The organism is Pseudomonas rhizoryzae, from assembly GCF_005250615.1.
Lineage (GTDB): Bacteria > Pseudomonadota > Gammaproteobacteria > Pseudomonadales > Pseudomonadaceae > Chryseomonas > Chryseomonas rhizoryzae.
The window spans coordinates 42,341-59,960 of sequence record NZ_SULM01000013.1 but is presented as its reverse complement, the minus strand read 5'-3'; the positions used below and the strand labels follow the sequence as shown (position 1 = coordinate 59,960).

General features: G+C 61.8%; 21 protein-coding genes. 3 read left to right on the top strand and 18 right to left on the bottom strand.

Going from position 1 to position 17,620, the window contains the following annotated elements:
• Nucleotides 1–2 precede the first annotated feature (2 nt).
• From FAZ11_RS20240 to FAZ11_RS20230, 3 genes are read right to left on the bottom strand one after another with little or no spacing between them, the layout of a single operon-like run.
• On the bottom strand, nucleotides 3–377 hold the full coding sequence (locus FAZ11_RS20240; protein ID WP_027597935.1) for a COG4315 family predicted lipoprotein: 375 nt from the start codon (nucleotides 375–377) through the stop codon (nucleotides 3–5).
• A gap of 25 nt (nucleotides 378–402) precedes the next feature.
• A complete protein-coding gene (locus FAZ11_RS20235; RefSeq protein WP_037007585.1) occupies nucleotides 403–1,863 on the bottom strand; it encodes a YncE family protein in 1,461 nt (486 codons plus the stop codon).
• A 5-nt stretch (nucleotides 1,864–1,868) separates the two neighbouring features.
• A complete protein-coding gene (locus tag FAZ11_RS20230; RefSeq protein ID WP_051398701.1) occupies nucleotides 1,869–2,222 on the bottom strand; it encodes a DUF305 domain-containing protein in 354 nt (117 codons plus the stop codon).
• A 130-nt stretch (nucleotides 2,223–2,352) separates the two neighbouring features.
• Between FAZ11_RS20230 and FAZ11_RS20225 the strand changes: the two genes are divergently transcribed.
• From FAZ11_RS20225 to FAZ11_RS25625, 3 genes are all read left to right on the top strand, one after another.
• Nucleotides 2,353–2,865, top strand: a complete 513-nt coding sequence (locus FAZ11_RS20225) for an RNA polymerase sigma factor (protein ID WP_027597937.1) — start codon at nucleotides 2,353–2,355, stop codon at nucleotides 2,863–2,865.
• Nucleotides 2,866–2,894: 29 nt separating this feature from the next.
• A complete protein-coding gene (locus FAZ11_RS20220) occupies nucleotides 2,895–3,617 on the top strand; it encodes an anti-sigma factor family protein (protein ID WP_108576350.1) in 723 nt (240 codons plus the stop codon).
• Between the two features lie 284 nt (nucleotides 3,618–3,901).
• Entirely contained in the window at nucleotides 3,902–4,285 is a 384-nt protein-coding gene (locus FAZ11_RS25625; RefSeq protein ID WP_081320988.1) for a DUF3742 family protein, read from the top strand.
• A 40-nt stretch (nucleotides 4,286–4,325) separates the two neighbouring features.
• On the opposite strand, the gene FAZ11_RS20210 is transcribed toward FAZ11_RS25625, so the two are convergent.
• The 15 genes from FAZ11_RS20210 to FAZ11_RS20140 all read right to left on the bottom strand — a co-directional run bounded on the left by FAZ11_RS20210 (nucleotide 4,326) and on the right by FAZ11_RS20140 (nucleotide 17,616).
• Complete coding sequence (locus tag FAZ11_RS20210; RefSeq protein WP_058783926.1) at nucleotides 4,326–5,903, bottom strand: conjugal transfer protein TraG N-terminal domain-containing protein; 1,578 nt, start codon at nucleotides 5,901–5,903, stop codon at nucleotides 4,326–4,328.
• A 9-nt stretch (nucleotides 5,904–5,912) separates the two neighbouring features.
• The gene (locus FAZ11_RS20205; RefSeq protein ID WP_058783927.1) at nucleotides 5,913–6,281 is read right to left on the bottom strand and encodes a hypothetical protein; all 369 of its coding nucleotides are present in this window, start codon (nucleotides 6,279–6,281) and stop codon (nucleotides 5,913–5,915) included.
• Nucleotides 6,278–7,651 (bottom strand): integrating conjugative element protein, encoded by a 1,374-nt coding sequence (locus tag FAZ11_RS20200; protein ID WP_137279512.1) that lies wholly within the window; start codon nucleotides 7,649–7,651, stop codon nucleotides 6,278–6,280. Before FAZ11_RS20200 ends, FAZ11_RS20205 begins: the two co-directional genes overlap by 4 nt.
• A 17-nt stretch (nucleotides 7,652–7,668) precedes the next feature.
• The gene (locus tag FAZ11_RS20195; RefSeq protein WP_058783928.1) at nucleotides 7,669–8,616 is read right to left on the bottom strand and encodes a TIGR03756 family integrating conjugative element protein; all 948 of its coding nucleotides are present in this window, start codon (nucleotides 8,614–8,616) and stop codon (nucleotides 7,669–7,671) included.
• Nucleotides 8,613–8,954, bottom strand: coding sequence for a TIGR03757 family integrating conjugative element protein (locus FAZ11_RS20190; RefSeq protein WP_235389864.1), 342 nt, complete (start codon nucleotides 8,952–8,954; stop codon nucleotides 8,613–8,615). Before FAZ11_RS20190 ends, FAZ11_RS20195 begins: the two co-directional genes overlap by 4 nt.
• A 221-nt stretch (nucleotides 8,955–9,175) precedes the next feature.
• Nucleotides 9,176–9,574 (bottom strand): hypothetical protein, encoded by a 399-nt coding sequence (locus FAZ11_RS20185; protein ID WP_137279511.1) that lies wholly within the window; start codon nucleotides 9,572–9,574, stop codon nucleotides 9,176–9,178.
• Nucleotides 9,558–9,737 (bottom strand): hypothetical protein, encoded by a 180-nt coding sequence (locus FAZ11_RS20180; protein ID WP_137279510.1) that lies wholly within the window; start codon nucleotides 9,735–9,737, stop codon nucleotides 9,558–9,560. Before FAZ11_RS20180 ends, FAZ11_RS20185 begins: the two co-directional genes overlap by 17 nt.
• The gene (locus FAZ11_RS20175; protein ID WP_058783930.1) at nucleotides 9,718–10,413 is read right to left on the bottom strand and encodes a DsbA family protein; all 696 of its coding nucleotides are present in this window, start codon (nucleotides 10,411–10,413) and stop codon (nucleotides 9,718–9,720) included. The genes FAZ11_RS20180 and FAZ11_RS20175 overlap by 20 nt, the downstream gene beginning before the upstream one ends.
• Nucleotides 10,410–10,718, bottom strand: a complete 309-nt coding sequence (locus FAZ11_RS20170) for a hypothetical protein (RefSeq protein ID WP_058778629.1) — start codon at nucleotides 10,716–10,718, stop codon at nucleotides 10,410–10,412. The genes FAZ11_RS20175 and FAZ11_RS20170 overlap by 4 nt, the downstream gene beginning before the upstream one ends.
• Nucleotides 10,715–13,741, bottom strand: coding sequence for a conjugative transfer ATPase (locus FAZ11_RS20165; protein ID WP_058783931.1), 3,027 nt, complete (start codon nucleotides 13,739–13,741; stop codon nucleotides 10,715–10,717). Before FAZ11_RS20165 ends, FAZ11_RS20170 begins: the two co-directional genes overlap by 4 nt.
• Entirely contained in the window at nucleotides 13,741–14,187 is a 447-nt protein-coding gene (locus FAZ11_RS20160; protein ID WP_058783932.1) for a TIGR03751 family conjugal transfer lipoprotein, read from the bottom strand. The genes FAZ11_RS20165 and FAZ11_RS20160 overlap by 1 nt, the downstream gene beginning before the upstream one ends.
• Entirely contained in the window at nucleotides 14,165–15,685 is a 1,521-nt protein-coding gene (locus tag FAZ11_RS20155) for a TIGR03752 family integrating conjugative element protein (protein WP_058783933.1), read from the bottom strand. Before FAZ11_RS20155 ends, FAZ11_RS20160 begins: the two co-directional genes overlap by 23 nt.
• A complete protein-coding gene (locus FAZ11_RS20150; RefSeq protein WP_058783934.1) occupies nucleotides 15,669–16,586 on the bottom strand; it encodes a TIGR03749 family integrating conjugative element protein in 918 nt (305 codons plus the stop codon). Before FAZ11_RS20150 ends, FAZ11_RS20155 begins: the two co-directional genes overlap by 17 nt.
• Entirely contained in the window at nucleotides 16,583–17,239 is a 657-nt protein-coding gene (locus FAZ11_RS20145; RefSeq protein ID WP_058783935.1) for a PFL_4703 family integrating conjugative element protein, read from the bottom strand. Before FAZ11_RS20145 ends, FAZ11_RS20150 begins: the two co-directional genes overlap by 4 nt.
• Nucleotides 17,236–17,616, bottom strand: coding sequence for a TIGR03750 family conjugal transfer protein (locus tag FAZ11_RS20140; RefSeq protein WP_058783936.1), 381 nt, complete (start codon nucleotides 17,614–17,616; stop codon nucleotides 17,236–17,238). Before FAZ11_RS20140 ends, FAZ11_RS20145 begins: the two co-directional genes overlap by 4 nt.
• Nucleotides 17,617–17,620 lie beyond the last annotated feature (4 nt).

Below are 17,620 nucleotides of genomic sequence, written 5' to 3'. Positions count from 1 at the left end.
GATCAAGGCTTCGCGACGTGCCAGACTTGATTGACACCTTCACCGGTCGTTTCACCGGGCTTGCTGTCCTTTACCCAGGTATAGAGTGGCTGCCCCTTATAGGCCCATTGCTGGCTACCATCCTCACGCTGTACTACGGTATAGCCGTCACCGCTCTTGGCCCCTGCCGGTGCCATCAGCGGCGGCCAGTTCTTGGCGCACGGGCCGTTGCAGGCGGACTTACCCTCGCTGTCCTTGGTGAAGGTGTAAAGCGTCATACCCTTTTCATCCACAAGCACCTTACCCAAGGTGGTGTCGCCAACCTTGGCGGGCGTGGCCGCCACGGCCAGCCCTGTCATGGAGAAAATGGCAGTGGCAATCAACACTTGTCTGAGCATGCTGGACCTCGATGGTTATTGGTTATTAGTATTTCGATTGGAGCACTTGCACTTGCACGGGAGCACCTGGCGCATCGGCTGCACCAGGTGCGATGACGAGGTAGCGCTGTTCATCCGCCTGGGATTGCTGAACCAGTTGGCGTATCGGTCCTACCGCATTCACGATAGCTGCGCCGGCGGGATTGGTTTGAAAAGCGGCGAGAGACTCAAGAGCGCCGCTACCGTCTGCATGACGAGCCAACGCTAGTACATAGGGCTGCTTGGCCACCAGGCCCGTAACCGAGGCCTGCAGGACCTGAGTCAAGCCCTGGTCGAAAAGTGTCACCTGAGTGGTATGACGTTCGTGTTGACCCGGCGGAGCCAGGGCGATCTGAATACTCTTGGCGGCGCTCCCTAACGGCTTAAGATTTGCCAGCCCAGCGCCCTGGGTAGCGGCGCGGGGAACGTAGACCAAAGCCTGGGGCGCCTGCCCCACGGGTACAGTGGTTTCAACGCTATTGGTCAGCGTATTGATGACGGCCACACTGTCAGCATTCTCTAGTCCCACGTACAACCGCGTGCCATCTCCTGACGGCCAGAGACCGTGGGGCAAAGCGCCAACAGGAATGCTGGCGACTTGGCTGAAATCATCGGTTCGGAAGACCTTGACTCGATTTTCTCCGCCTACCGTTACATAGGCGAAGCTTCCGCGGGCATTGCGAACCAAGTTGACGTGATTAGTGATCGCGCCAGTATCAAGCGTCTTAATCAAGCTGAACGGCGGTTTGGCTGCGAACACCTGGGTCTTACCGACATCTTTTAGGGTGAGCCAGACCTGTTGGCCATCTGCAGACGCAGCGATGTTGGGGCAGAAGGGACTCGCCTGAGCGACGCGGCCAACAATTCGATGCTCGGCAACCGAAACCACTACGGTTTCCGGAGTGAACGAGGAGCAGACGTAGCCATAGCGGCCATCAGGGGAGAAGATCTGCATGCCAGGGCCTGGCGGTACGCCAATTCGCGTCTTCTCTTTGAAAGTCACCGGGTCGATCACGGCGATATAGTCCTCGCCCCGTACCGTGACCCAGAGCTCTTTGCCGTCAGGGGTGAAAAAGGCTTCATGAGGCGCGCGACCCAGATAGGTTTTACCCTTCACCTGGTTGTTGGCGGTGTCGATGAAGGACACGGAGTTCGAGCCTATCGCTACGACGGCCAAGGTTCGCCCATCTGGCGAAAATCCCAAGCCATGCACCAGTAGCTCGCCCTTGTACAAAGGACTCAAGTTCTTGGGTTGGCTGTCGCCTAGGGTGATGACGCCGAGCAATTTTTCCGTGCTGGGATCAATCACCGATACCGTGTTGGAGAACTGCTCCGCCGTATACACACGGTCTTGGGAACTAATCGTGATGTCCGGTTGTGCAGCAGCACGCGGAACTTGACCGGCTGAAGCGGTGCAGGAGATTACTAACAACACAGCGGCGAGCGGGGTGAGCGACAATCGAGGCATGAGGATTACCGAGTTGGAGAGGCGGGCAATTCAGAAAGCGCCTGCTGCATGACGGCGATTTCCTGTTGTTGGGTGACAATGATCTCTTGGGCCAGACGGCGTAGGCGTTCGTTATGGCCATACCGCAATTGGATCCGTGCCATTTCGATCGCACCCTGGTGATGTGCCGTCATCTGGGTCACAAAGTCGCGGTCTACGTTGCCACTGCTGGGCTTGTGCATCGCGGCCATCATCTGATCCATGGCCTGGCGGTTGTCGGCCTGCGCCGTGGCGGCGCTGCTATCAGGTTCGGCCCAGGCAATGGGAAGCACGAGCACCAGAAGGGTGACTGCCAACAACGGGTGTTTGACTGAAAACACGTGGCGCTCCAGCAGACTGGTGAGTTTCCAATGCAGACGTTTGTACGGTCTGGGTTATTCCATACCTACAAAAATAAAAATTGTGGGGAATAAAAGGTCAGCTCAAGCGTCTGTCAGCGATACCAGGGGAATGTCCATGCTTGATGACGCCATGCTTTCTCAGCTACTACCGTCTCTGCGTCGCTTCGCAAGATCGCTTACTCGTCACGAAGCCAGCGCCGATGACTTGGTCCAGAGTTGTCTAGAACGGGCGCTTACGCATGGGAACACGCGCTGTCCCGCCGGTGATGTGCGAGCCTGGCTGTTCACCATCCTGTACCGCCAATTCGTTGATGGCCGACGTCGTGAGCGCCGCTATGGTCGTCTGTTGGAGTGGCTGGGATTCCAAGAGGTCCCGGTTGAGCCTTCGGCTGAGACGATCTATCTGGATCAAGAAGCGTTGACGAATCTTGAGAGACTCAATGACGAACAGCGTGCCCTGCTGCTGTTGGTCGCGGTGGAAGGCATGAGCTATCGCGATGTATCACAGGCGCTTGGCATTCCACTGGGAACCGTCATGTCTCGTTTGGCGCGGGCACGCGCGGCCTTGAGACAGATCCACGAAAGTCCTTTGGCTACCGCCGCTTTGCGAGTATTGAAATGATGTATCGACCTCCTACTCCTGAAGAGTTGATGGCTTATGCCGACAATCAGTTGGATGCGCTGCGGCACGAGGAGGTGATGCGCTATCTTGCAACCCATCCGGAAGATGCCGCACGGGTAGCTGATATCCGCGAGCAGAATCGTCGGCTACGGCTGATTTTTTCTCCCGTGCTTGAGCCTTTACCGACACACCTTATGCCAGCAGTCGTGCGACACCGGATAGTCGCCAGACGTAAAAGACGTATGACTTATCTCGCTTCGCTAGTGCTGACGTTAGGCCTGGGTAGCGGCTTAGGGTGGCAGGCACGGGAATCGATGCTGCGGCGGGCGCACGTTCCAATGGCGGATGCCGTGGAGGCTTATCGACTATTTGCGAGCGCCGAGGGGCGGCCGCCAGTCGATGTAACCGGCCAGGACGGTGCGATTCAGCATTGGCTTGAAAGGACATTTGTGCAGGCGCCCGCCCTCCCTAACCTGGAGCGCTTCGGCTTGATCCCAGTGGGTGGTCGTCTCATGGCCACGGACACCGGCGCCGCCGCGATGGTGCTCTACCGGGATACGAAAGGGCGCCAAGTGATCTTCTATGTGCGGCATCCCAACAGCCAGCGCGACGTTGGCCACGGATCTCGTAGGGAAAGCGATGTTACGGCTGACTATTGGTCAGGACAGGGCTACAACTTTGCGTTGGTGAGTCCTAGCGAAGCATCGTTTGATACCTTGCGTGAGGCGATCTCGCAGAGGCCACCTCTCTAGTTCCCGTTCAGACCAGTGCTCGTTGCTTGAAACCAACCCTGTCCAACATTTGGGGGTCATTTCACCAACGGCGGAGCCCTTTCTGGTAGGGCTTTTACCCTTAAAGCTCCCTTCCATTCCCCCCTTTGCTCCAGCCCATTTCCGCTCCTAACCCCTTGATCCATGTGACAGATTGCTCGAATCTCGGCAGGGCCTAGCACGATAAAGCTGTTGCAGGCTAGTGAGCTGGGGCGTATAAGTGATGTCATAACGGCATCCCTTTTCATGAATTATTGGGTATCCAAATGAGCACTAATTCTCCTTCGACCGCATCTCGGCTTGGCCAAGGCCTAGGTTGTGCCGTTTCCGTCGCGTTGAGAATTGAAGCCCGAATCTGGAATGCTCTAGGCAAAATAGGGATTCCGAGAGCGTTCTGCAGGCTGCTCATGTGGTTGGCTCGCGTAGCTGCAGTTGTCGTTTTACTTGCTTGGTCGGCAGGAGTTGTTGTCCCAGTCATTGGCTTGTTGGCTATCGCCTATCACCTCTCGCGCTCGACTTCTGGGGAGGTCTCTCTTGAGGGTTCGGGAAGCAGTGCTATTGGTAGCCAGTTTGAGACTGAAGAAGGTTATCAAACCGGTCTCCAAGGCTTTGGATACTACGATGCCAATGGATTGAAGCAGCACGACTGAAAACAGGGCGTACGGTAATACCGCAACGCCCTGATAACCTTCAGCCTTTCTTGCTACCGCTAGCGTCAATGCCTGCTTTTAACGGCCCCATCATCACATCCGCACCTCCTCTTCCCGCCGCCTTGGCATCTTGTGTTCCAACACTCAAGCCATTTGCTAGGCCTCCTACCTGATAGCCAGCCCAAGTCATAGCTGTCATCCAAAATACTGGCAGGATCAGAAACATTGCTCCCATGACATAGTTCAGCAGCATGTCTCCTTGCATGTTGCTCAGGCCGATGATGGGGTCGAAGTTCGCGTGCGGTGCGGTGTTATTTACCTTGTAGATCCCGGTGCCATACAGCGCGTCCATGATGGTGCTGTCTACCCACCTCGCCAGTTGCAGCCAGAAGTCCACGAAGATCAGTGCGAACTGGGCAAACGTGAGTGTCATGGCCACTTTGAGGTCATAGGTTCCCAGTACCAGCACGATCGGGATGCAGATGATGAGTGCCATCTTCAGGAAGGCCATCACCATCGGCGCGGCCTGCCGGACGCTGTCCATGGCCGGGAAGTAGGCGAGCGAGCCCACTGCTTGTCCCAGGCCAGCCGTGACCCTGGCGGCGTCGTTGTACAGCGAGCTGCCGATCTGGCCACCGTAGTCCCCGTAGACCTGCCCCTGTGTCAGCGTCTGCTTCTTCGGAGACACCAGGTCCCGAATCACGGAGTCATTCACCTCGTCCTGAGACATGAAGCTTGCCCACTTGGCGAGCTTGGTCAGGATGCCCGGCTCCACCTGTGCCAGCAGTCGTGCCCTGAGCCCCTTGGAGCCGTCCGACCACCACTGGGTGCAGGTGGGATAGCCACCGCCGCCGGTAGTCTGTGCCAGACCCGCGTCCCGGGTAGCGTCGTAGGGCCATGCCGTACGCGGGGTATGGGAGCGGAAGCCCGAGCTGCCATCGCTGTAGTAGCCGCTGGTGTTGAGGAAGTACTTCGAGCCGATCCAGCTGACGTCCAGGTACTGCTTGTCGGTCAGGGTGGGCTGGGTCATGAACAGCTTGGCGCGAGCCCGGGCGTAGCAGTCATTGGTAAAGTCGGCGACCTCCTGGGCGAGGAGGGGGTTGTCGATCCGCTCCGCATTGACCTCCATGCGCAGCTGCTGCAGATCCTGACCACAGGGAATGCTGGCCACAGCGCCGGCCGCCATGCCCTTCGACAGGGCGTGGACCACCATCCACCAAACCGGCACCTGGGCGCTCTTGCCGTTGAGGGTGCTGAAGGAGGTCGCCCAGCCCGTTCCGTCCGGCTTGGGCACGTCGACCTGGCATTGCTTGGAGCGAGTTTGGTCGTACTGGATGGTCGAGAAGCTGATGGTTGCAGCTGTGGATGGCATGAGCCCGAGCATGATGACGAAGATGGCTGTATAGAACCGATTTTCGATCCTGGCCAAGCTGAGGACTCCCTTGTTTCCTTCGTCCTGACCCTCGCCGCGGGCCCGTAGCCATTCCTGGATAACGATCGCGGCAAAGGGCGCGGCGAATAGGCCGGTCCCACCGATCATCTCCCAGATACCGCTGTTGATGATCCAGCCCACCAGGGTCAGGTAATACTCAAGGTAGTCGTTGGTATAGAGCTGCATGGCGATCTCCTACAGCATCCCGGCATTGCGCAATTCGAAGAGGCCGATGATCAATACGGCCATCACTTCGCAGCGATAGAGGCGTCCGCGATCATTGGTCTGTGCGATGAGCCGCTTCCGGCAGGACCACCAGAAAATCACCAGGCCGGCGTATAGGCAGATCCGCCATGCCAAAAAGTGAATGTGATGATCGGCCTGCCACTGCCGATAGCTCTGCAGATCGCCGAAGCCCCAAGCCGCCACAAGTACAAAGCCTAGGGCGAGACAAACTGCGACCAGGAAGGGCCACAGCAGTGACCAGGTCAGACGGAGGCCGCGCCGGCCGATCTGGAGACCGGTCCGAACGCGCTGGGTCCAGGAAGAGGTCGTCATGGTCATTCCCCCTTCTTGGCCGGATTCTCGGTGCGATCCAGCCGGTTCGGCAGCGGATCGCCCTGGAAGATGCCTTTGGAGGCGTCCTTGCGGATCGAGGCACGCTGCAGGATGGTGGTCGGCGAGTTGCCGGCCAGCTCCCGGCGCATGTCCAGCTCGGTCTTGAGGTTCTGGATCTCGGCCTGCAGGTTGGCGGCGTTCTGGTCGACCTGCGTTTGGGCGACCTGGTTGGCAGCGACGTTCGGCTCCTGGCGGCCAGCGGCCAAGGTACGAACCAGAGACAGCGCCTTCTCGATGACATCGGCCAAGGAGACCTCGGACACCAGCCGCTTGGCCAGTACGTCCTGGTCTTGCTCGGTACGCAGCGATTCGATGATGCCGCGGGTGATCGGGATGGAGTTGCTGCCGGCAGCGGCCAGGTTCTCAGCCGTCATCGGCTGGGTGCCGGCGATCAGCGCATTCACCGCCTTGAGCTTCGTGTCGTAGGTTTCCTGAATCAGCGGGGTGAGCCCGACCCCGGCCTGGGTCACCGTCTTCTGGCAATTGTCGCAGGTCTGCTGCTGTTGCTCGCCCAGCACCCGGGTGGCGAAGGTCGCGGCCTCCTGCGGCGATGACCAGGTGCTGCAGACCAGGCCGCCATTGCAGCTACTGGCCGGGATCGAGCCGGTGGCGGTAGGCGAGCGGCCGCTCAGCAGGTTGTAACCGGCCTTGGTGACGTCGCTGACCACCTTGATGGGCTGCTGGCCACTGCCCCCAGCCTTGCTGCCGCCGACCCACGTCACGCCCTCATTTCCGCTCTTCTGCTCGACCTGGTTGATCGCGGCGACCGCATCGGTGGTGCCGGCAGCGGCCGACTTCATCGCCTCACCCTCGGCAAGCTTGTTCCAGCCGACCTGGCCGCCGGCGACATCGAGCATCTTGTCGGCGATCGCGCGGCAGGTGCCCTTCGAGCGATCGAAGTCCAGGCGCGCCTGGCCAATGCCGTTGGTGATGAGGTTGTACAGGCCCGGGTTGGCGCGCTGCAGGATCAGGCCGGGTAGCGAGGCAACGGCGCCGGTGGCGTTCTGCAGCACCGAGCTCATGATGGTCTGGAAGCCCTGAGTGGCGCCGTTGAGTTGGTTCTGCAGGGTGTTGGTGAGGCTCATGTTTCCGCAGATCAGGTTGGTGTTCCAGCCACCGCCAATCTGGATACTGTCCATGTTGCCAACGCTGCCCATCGACACGGCATTGCCGCCGCCGATGCTGTAGAGCACGTCGTCACCGATGACGCTGCCCTGGGACTGCACACGGTAGGGCTCGGCCGCCTGGACAGCGCTGCCGAGAAGAAGACCGGCCAAGCAGGTGCTGGCCAGCAGGGTGAGGCGAGTGGTGCTCATGATCGACGGCTCCCTGATCATTGAAAGTCGGTGCTGCCCAGGAAGACCTGGCCTTCGCGCTTGCAGCAGCTGTAGGGGCGCCATAGCGCCCAGGCGTAGGCGCCGACGGCGTCCTGGACGTGTGGACCCGGGTTGGGGAAGGCAGCGCAGCTCTGGCTCAGCGTCGGCGTGAGCTCCTGCCACTTACCGGTGGTGGCGTCGCTCTCGAGCAGCTCGCCTGCAGGCCAGTAACCGTCCTCGGGCTGGGCCAGCAGCGACTGGTAGACGTGGATCTGGCCAGAGCGCGTGACCACGTCGCCGGCGCGCTGGGCCATGACCGCCGCGGCCTTGTAGTCGTCGGGTTGATGCAGGAAGCCGCTGCGCGGATAGACGTTGCCCCACAGGTCGCCGGACAAGGTGCCGCCTACTTCGCGCTTGCCTGGGATGAGGGCCTCCGGATAAACGGCCTCGGGGATGCCGTACCGCCAGGCTAGGTAGTCGTAGTTGCTCAGCAGGTAGGGCATATAGGAGGTACCGGCGCCCTTGCAGGTATAGCCGGATCCGCTGGCGAACTGGCTGAAGGCGAAGCCGCCCGGGTGACCGATGACATCGGTGTTCTTGAAGCGGGCGCTGATCGTAGTGTTGGCCTGGGTTGCGCTATCGCCCGGATCATTGCCGCCGGCGGCCACACTGCTGATAGGGCTGAAAGAGGCCATCTCCGCCCACGGGTTCTCGCCGGTATTGGCGTAGCTGGACACCACTGCATCGGGCACGAAGTGCCGTACCTTGGCCGAGGTCTTCACCTTGCAGCCGTACGGGGTGCAGAACAGCCAGTAGCAGATGCCAACCACCTTGTATTCGAGGCACTCGGGCGAGAGCGAGGACGACACGATGGTTGCGGTGGTGACCGCTGCGGTGGCCTGCAGGCTGGTAGCGAGCGGAAAGGCCAGTGCGAGGCGCCGGAGGCGCTGCAGGCGCGGCGTCATCGTCCAGTGCTCCGGAATCGCTCGACGCTGGCCACGGCTGCTGCTACGTCGGGCTGGCCATAGACCACATACTGGCGATCCACCACGACGGCCGGCAGCTTGGCTACGCCCAGGCTCCAGGCGTCGGCAACGTCCTGGTGCGCCTTGGCAAGGTCGCGCCCCAGCTGCTGCGCAGAGGCTGAACGCATCCGCTGCTGCATGATGGCTGCGGCCTGCCGCGGATCTGCAGGCAGGCCCTCGGAGAGCTGCTGCTCTAGGCGCTCAGGGGCGTCCAGCAGGACGACGCGAGCGCTAGCAACGTTGGTCAGGGGGTGAGCGGCGTTGGAGATGGCTAGCACGTCAGCCCTCGCGAGGGGCGCGCTGCAGGCGGCGAGTGCATAGATCAGCCAGCGGAGCGGTGGCCCAGCTAGCGAGCGGGAGAGTAGAGGGGGCATGCGCAGTACCAGGCAAAGGGATGGCTGGTACAGGAAACGCGATCAGTAGAGCTGGGTCAGCGGGAAACCGTATCTAGATCGCAGGAGGTTAGGAAACGGCTTCTACCTCGAGGTCGTGATCTGGGTCAGCTGAGGTATCTCAAGACGGCTAGCGCACTACTAACGGCAGCCTGGTGCAGGTGCTTTTCGTCCTGTCGGCCCTGCCAGTACCCACGGCGTTCGGCGAAACGAAAGGCCAGGGCGGTATCACCGCGGCGAAGGGCTGCCTTCTGCTGGTCATCGGCGATGTCACTGAAGAGGGTGAACAGCAGACGTTCCGCTGACTGCATCGCCTCCCGCTCGCTGTCGTAGGCTTCCTGATGCTCATAGACACCCACGCGGAACAGCCAATGCTCATGGAACAGATGAGTGACCTGTGCCAGCTTGATCGGAGGAAGTGCGTCTCTGGGTTCGAAGACGATCCGGGCTTTCGGAGTCGAGGCGCCTACTGCCGACGAGTGGGATGACTTAGCGGGATGACTCATCGCGGATGCCTGCTGAGAGGGAAGGTCGGCGCTGGGCTTCACGATGTTGTCTCTCGACATCGATCATCCGCAGCAGATGGGTGAGGCGGCTGTTAAGCCGCTGCAGGGTTTTATCGGAGAGGCTGGCCAGCCATAGCGGGATGTCATTGGCGCTGCTGCGCATCGGCCCCCTCCTGGGTAGCCAGCCAGTCCATGGCGGACAGCATGCCGGCGTCATCCAGCAGCGCTGGCAGGCGGATGACCCGGCCAGAGCTATTATCCCTCAGCTCGAAGGTCGGCGTAGCATCGATGCGCTGCTTTGCCACAGTGCTAGTCTGCTCCGCGATTGCTTGGCGTACCGCAGCGTTGTCCTGGACGCAGCCCTGGAGGTGCTGCAGCGAAACGGCGGGTTGTAGGCCCAGTTGATCGATCGGCACCGCGAGGCCAGCACCGTTGCCACGGCTATGTTGGTAAACGGCTTCGATGGCTTGCCAGAACACCGGATTGCCTCCATACCAACCGGCGCAAGTCACCAGCCGTGCTTCGAACTGGGCTGCCTCCCCATGCATGGGGAGTGGTAGGTGCTGCCATTGCCAATTCAGCTGGTCGTGCCGCGCAATCAGCTGCTTTAGCTGCGGGAAGGCGTCCTTGCAGTAAGGGCACTCCAGGTCGCCGTACTCGATCAGCGTGAAGCGCGCGAAAGCATTTCCGTAGACGAAGGTCGGTGGTTTGGAGCTAGTCTGGACAGATTCCGGCGTGCTACGCCCCTGGATGGCATGCACGGCTAAGGCGCAGGCGAGCACCGCGGCCAAGATTCCGTAGAGGCCCCATGGGGTAGCCAGGATGTCGGGCTTCTTCATGCTGAAGCCTCCCTAGCCGTAGTCTCATCGCTGTCCCTGCCCAGCACATCTCGATGCAGTGCCTCGAGCAAGGCCTGCTGCGCTTCATCCGGCTGCGGGTGCTTGGCCAGCCAGTCTTTGAGCGCCGTATCAAGCTGGGCCTCGATCTCCCGGCGATCCACTGCGCGCGCTTTGACCGCCTGCAGGTTGGTGATTAGTACCGGAGCGCAGATCTGCAGCGCGGTCAGGGTATCCTGCCCGGGTTGGCTGAGCAGCTGTGTCAGGCTGTCGATGAGGTCCTGAGTAAAGCGGTCCATCGCCCTCATCCGCGTGCTCCCGAAGCGGGTGGCAAATCGAAGGGGTAGGGCTCGATGCCGCGCAGCCGATCCAGTCGCGCCGCCACGGCGACGGCCGCGCCCAGCTCATCGGTGCCGAGTTCCTCCATCAGCTGTGCACGTTCAGCCTTCTCTTCCGGCTCCGTCATTGCCAGGGCCAGGAAGAGGCTCGGCGGAACCGCGCGAAAGAGGATCTCCATGGATTTGGACAGCACCACGCCTTCGGTATAGGCGCCGCTCTGCTTGCGTGCTGACAGCATCAGCTCCTTCTGCGCAGGGGTGAGGGAGCGGAATTTGGAAATCTTCTCGACCTCATCCGGCGGCATGTTGAGGCAAATCCACCACTCGATCATGTTGAGCATCGGCGCGCCGGAGAGCGGGATATCGTCGATGTTCTGGGTAGCAAGCCAGAACCAGGCCCCGAGCTTTCGCCACATCTTGGTGATCTTCATGGCGTAGGGCAGCAGCAGAGGATGCTTGGTGATGATGTGGCCTTCGTCTGTCAGCTTGATTAACGGCCTGCCCTTGTACTGGTCACGCTCGGCAATGTTGTTGATCGAGTTGAGCAGCGAGATATAGGCGATGCCGAGCTGTGCCTGGTAGCCCTCCCGGGCGTACGTAGCGAAGTCCACTACGGTCAGGTCGGCTTCCGGCCAGGGCGTACCGGGGCGGTTGAACATCTCTCCATCGGCGCCCATGCAGAACATATCCATGGATTCGGCCATCTCTTGCAGGCGCTCTCTACGCGCCGCGGGAAGGCCTTCGTCCCGCGCGGCCGCACTCAGAGCATCGCGGACGTCCTGGGTCAGCACGGTCTTCTCGGCCTTGAAGCAGGCCTTAGCCGCATTGATGATGGCGTGACGGATGGCAGCACGGTCGGCGCGGGTCAGACGAGCGTCCTCCTTCTCCTCACCACCAGTGATCATCAGGCGCGCCACGATTTCCATCTCACCGAGCACATCGCGCTGATCGTCCTCTAGGTTGGCCTGAGGGGCACTGTTGCGATCCGACGCTTCCAGATCTTCGGCATCGAGGACGGCGATTTGGGTCGGATCACCCGCGAGCCGGATGGCGTCAGCGAAAGGCGCCAGACTGACGCCGGATCCTGGAGAGAGACGTACGCGATGCACGGTCAGCCCCAGGCGCTGCGCGAAGTCCGCCAGCAGCCCAAAGCTGTTACCGGCCTCGGCAACAAACATGCGCGGTCGGTAACCGGCCAGCCACTGGATCATCAGGTTGTTGAGAGTCGCCGACTTACCAGCCCCGGTGGGACCGAAGACGAACCCGTGGGCGTTCATCTGACGATCTTCCTTGTTGAAAGGATCGAACGTCAGCGGCGCGCCGCCGCGATTGAAGACGGTAGTCCCGGGATGCCCGGTACCGGTGTGGCGGCCCCAGACCGGGGCCAGGTTGGCCACGTGCTGGACGAGCAGCATCTGGGCGTACCACTGCAGGGCCCGGGGCTGATTCGGATCGAAGTTGGCCGGCAGCCATCTCAGGTAGCTGGAAAGGCCAGCGACCTCATCGTCTGGCTGCACGGGCTCCATGCCTGCCCCCAACAGGATGTTGGTCAGGTTCATGCAGCGCTGCGTCAACTCCGCTTCGTGCTTGCCGCGGACGTAGAAGGCGACGCTGCCCTTGTACAGCTTGTGCTTGCGGCCAATGAGGTATCGAGCATCCTGAATGGCCTCACGGGTCAGCGCCGAGGCCTGATTGTCACCCACAGCTTTCTTGTGCAGGTCGTTGAGGTGGGCTTCAAGAGTGTCTTGAGGTGTAACCACTAGGGTGATGGCCAGCACCGTGTCCTCAGGTAGCTTGTCCATCAGGGCATTGAGCGCATCACCGCCCTGGCGGGTTTCGCCCGTCAAATGCCCGGTCTTAGGCGCCTCGCGAAGCCGATCAAGCATGATCACCCGGGTAGGCTGGCCATCGAAAAACCAGATGCCCTTGTCTGCGTCCGAGCGAGGCTCTCGGTACAGCAGGCACTGCGAGAAGTCCGTGCCGCTGGCCAGCACCGGGATGGTGCCATCCTCGACTTCGGTCGGTGTATTCACCAGCTCGAAAAAGCGGTCATGGTCTTTGCGCGTGGTGCCTAGGTGATCGGGGCAGGGATTGAACCACTGCAGGAGCCAGTGTCGGATCGCACGCTCTTCCATGCGGATGGCTCGGACGCCGGCGTTGGCCAACGAGCCGACCAGGCGCTCACACGTATTGCGCAGATAGAGCGCGGGATCCTGGCCACGCATCAGGCCGTCGCCGACGCTGCGTCGTGATACCACCAGGCGGACGCGGCGCTGCTGGCCACGCCAGGGCAGCTTGGAAACCACTTTATCCTCGAACAAGCCTCCGGGTTTGGAGATGGCCGAGAGGTGGTGCTTCATCAGCCCCTGGTAGAGCTCGGTAAAGGCCGAACCTTGGGCGCGTGGCTTCACGTAGTTACGGAAGCCTTCGAGATAGCTGTCGAACTGGATCTCGTCGTAGGCGTACATCTGAATAACCCAGGGACTGACCTCAAGCTCATCGAAGCTGTCCTGCAGGGCGTTCTCCAGGGCATCCCGCGCTTGGCGTAGCCAGGCCGGTGAGCGGCCTTCGGTGCCGATCGGCACGATATCGAAGAACGCCGCCAAGGACTTGCCGTCCTCGAGCAGCATGGCCTGGTGCTCAGGTAGATACTCGACCCAGGGCAGCAGGTTGGTGAAGCTGGGATTGACATCGTAGAGCCTGGCCACGTCGGCCACGGTCGCAGGCTTCTCCTTGCCTGTCATCCAGGCACCGGGCTCCGGGATGCCATGAGCCTTCAAACGATCCAGATGGCGTTGATAGGCGGCTTCCTCGTCGACCTCCAGCGCGCGGGTGGCACGGATGGATTCGGGGTGGATGACTGGCTCAGCTTCGGCTGACAGAGCCCCTTCATCAACCGCGTCAGTATGTCCAGGCTGGCCCGGTACAAGATCCGGCTCAGCCGCTGAAGTGTCGGTGGTCTTTTTGCCACGCAGGCGTTCGAAGATGCCCATCAGTAGTTCTCCACCCGCTCACCGGGCATGGCGTATTGCACACGCTGATAGAGCGGGAAAACGGTGGTGTAGCCGGGGATGGGTGCTGGGTCGGAGCCGGCCAGGTGCGGGAAGACGTACATGACCAGGTCCGGATTGGGCAGGCGCTTGAACTGGCTGTAGATCTCGTTCTGCGCGGTGCGCGAATAGCCGGCGTTATCCGCCAGCGGCCGAGCCTGAGCCGTGTCCACAGGACGGCGCAGCTCCGCCCGGGCATCGATCAGTTGGCGACCCTGGCTGCTGCCGGCTGAGCCGGTGGTGCCGGCGTTCCAGACGTCCATCATGGTCTGGTCGCCGTGAGGGAGCATCTTCTCCTTGTTGACCGAGCAGCCCGCGGCCAGCAGGGCCATGGCCAGCACAGCCGCCATCTGTAGTCGTGCGTGATTAGTCGAGGTCAGCCGAGGCATGGCGAGCTCCCTTGCGATAGTCGACCTTGCGGCCCTTGAGTTCGTAGTCGATGGCCAGCTCTTGGTCGAGATGGATGGCCACCTTCGCCCCGGGTTGGACGTAAATAGCGGCGAAGGCCTGGCCGTAGAGCTTGTTCACCCAGGTGGAGATATCGCTGACGCCCTGGTTCAGGATCTTGCCCATCGCCTCGTTGCCGGAGATCCCGGTCGTGCCGATGGTGCCGCTGGAGGTCTGCACGTAGCTGGAGCTGCTGCCGTCGCTCTTGATGAGTGAGGCCGCGCCGGCGCCTGCGGCCGTGATCAGCGCCTGGGAGCCGATGTACTGGGCAGCATTGCTGCGGCGATCGCCCGCGATGCACGGGATGCCATAGGGATCGCTGATCCAGCCCATACCGCCCTGGACCGCAGCCGGTTGGCCATTGGTGGAGCTGTTCTGGTTGTTCTGGCCGTTGTTCTGCTGACCGCCGTTCTCCTGCGGTGCCGGCAGGGTACGCACGGTGCCGTCGGTGAAGACAAAGGTCATGCTGCGGATCTGGCCTCGCACGCACGACAGGGTCCAATCGCCTGAGGCGGTACCGCTCACGACGGCGCCGGCGACGTCGGGCAGGTCGATACCGTTAGCGGTCAGGTTGTCGGGGCCGATCAGCACCTTAAAGGGGTAGGGGTCGTTGACCGTGCCGTCGACCGGCACTCTGCCCACCAGTGCGGTCATGGATACCGAACCCATGAGCGTCGAGTTCTGGGGCAGGGTGTAGACCTTGCGCACCTTCTTGCGCGTCTGTTCATCCCCACCCACACCATCCGCCACGCGCTGCGCACCTCCGGACGCCGCGTCCAGGGTCTTCTGGCCAGCGGTGCCGAACGACGTGGGGAAGGCAAAACCACTGGCCGCCTGGCCACTGCCGGCGGCGAGCGGTTTGCCATTGGCATCGACGGCCGTGCCGTCCTGCGGCTCGATCCAGACCAGGTCCGAGCTGCCACTGCCTTTCTTGAACTGATTACCTTCGCCCGGGTTGATGCCGAGCCCGATTGGCATATCGCCGCCGGCGCCTGCAGCGCCCCCCAACTGACTGCCCATCTGCGACAGGGTGTTGAGCTGCTTCTGCAAATTATCAACGAGTCCTTGGGTCTGCTTCTGCTGATTCTCCATGCCCTGGTTGATGCCTGCCTGAACGCGGTTGTCGACCGTGCTGTTGATGTTGCTCAACTGGGCTTTGAGGCCTTCGTTCTCCCGCTTGGCCTCTTCGTTGTCTTTCAGGACCTTGCTCATCTGGTCCTTCAACTGGCGACTCTCGGCGACGATGGTGCGCAGGGTGTCGTTGGCCGTATCGCCTTCAATGCCGAGCGCCTGGGCCTGTTCGGGGGTGAGCTGGGCGGATTGCGGCTGCTCCGGCTCTACGGACTTGCTACGGCCGAGCATTTTCACCCCGACGAATACCACCAGGACGAGGAGGGGTAGCAGAGCGTACTTGAGTAGCGGATTACTTCTGAGCTGCATGGCGCGCCTCCGAGCTCACTCGAGGATCAGCAGCGCTCAGGCTCGGTAACAGCGACTGGCCGAGTCCGTGGTCCTTGGTGACCAGGTAGAGCACCGTGGTGTCGCTGGCATCGCCGCGGGCTCCGAGGTAGGGGTGCTGAAAGGTGGCAGTCGCGAAGTCGCCCATTAGCTCGCGTGGATCCAGGGCCAGGCGCTGGCCGGTCTGGTTTCGCAACTTCACGGCGGTCACCCAATGGTCGTCCAACCGCCAGGCGCCCAACTGGCTTGCCTCGACGGGCAAGGCCGGCATCAGCGTCGACAGGTCCAGGCGCTTGTCGACTTTGACTTGGGCGACGCCGTCGACCGGCTCCACCGTACGGAGCGGGGCATAAAGCATCTGAGCGGCATACCGCGTGAGCACGACGGGAATCGGCGTTTCGCGTTTGGGCGGGGCCGGCTCGTCGTTCTCTTCATCAGCCTGGCTGCTGGCCTTGGCTGTGGCCCTTGGGGCATTGCTTCCGCTGGTCGAAGCTGCCTGGCCATATCGGGTCGGGGTCGTATCGCCGGGCACAATCTTGATCGCCTCCAGCGGGGCGTGACCTTCCTGGGCGGGGGTGGCCGCGATGTCGGCCAGCATGATCTCGCCAGTGGCCGCGTTCTGCAGCTGCAACCGACTCGGTTCGATGGGCTCCTTGGCCAGCAGGTAGATCGCACCACCGGTGCTTTGCACTCGGATCTTGTCGGCGATGGCCGGAGGAACACCGACGCGGACGTTGGCGTCGACGAACAGGATCCGCTCCTGGCCCACCACCAAAGGGATGGCCATGGGGACGCGTTCCCATTTGCGGATCTCGATGGCCTGGGCCAGGCTGCTCAGCAGCAGGCCGCCCAGCACCAGGGCGAGGGAATGACTGGACCTCATGGTGTACCTCGGGCTTTGACTTCGATACCAGCCTCGATCCGCTGCGGCTGACCGCTGTAACAGTCCCATTTCATACCCCAAGGATTTTTCTCGGGATCGACGTCGGCTCTGACGACGTGCAGCGGGTAGCGCGTGAGCGCCGTCTTGACCTTCTCGCCGCCCAAGTACTCGTTCGCGACGACATCGAGCATGACGGTCCACTCGCTGTTGCCCAGCACCTGGACGCGCCGGGTGGGGTCATCGCCGTAGCCCGATCCGGGGATCTCCGCCACGTTGCGCACGCGCCTGCGTAATTCGCCGGCATTGCGCTTGAGCGCCTCATCACCTTCCAGGTAGACCTTGCAGGACGGGGTGATGAAGTTGGCCAGCCGCGCGATGTTGTCGCTGTAGTTCTTCTCGCCATCGGAGGGCCAGCTGTTCATCTGCTGGAAGATGTAGAAGGCGTAGGCATAGACCGACTCAGGCGGTATCTCCCACCAGGGGCGCGTGCTACCCGAGCGCAGGTCCGGGGGCACATGGACGGTCAGGTCCTTCGGCGCCGTGGACCAGCCATAGCCGTTGAACACGGCGATGCCGGTCATCATCCCTAGCGCGAGGCGAAGCGTCGTGATGTGGGCGCGCTGCGAGTCGGAGAGCTTCCAGGCGCGACTCATAGCCCCACCATCCGTTTGCAGCTCCAGCTACCACTGCGGATCACCAGGTGGCGCCCGGCAATCCCCCATTGGGCCAGGCGGCATTCCACTTGCCGCCACAGCCATGTTTCGGGCCGCCCGCGCTTCCAGCGGCGCAGTTGACGTCCGGCAAGCACAAGGCCCAGGGAGCCGCAGGCTAGCGCGGCAAAGATCGGCATGGCCGGAGTCGTGAAAAACGCCAAGGGAATGCCGACCACAAAGCCGAACGAGGCGCAGACGATGATGGTGGCGAACATCTCGTCGGTGGTCAGGCCGCCCACGACAACGGGTTGGGTATTGAGGCGATTCGGCAAGAAGAGAAGCGTGCCGTCCTCGTGCAGGTCCTGGGTGATGTCCATCTGC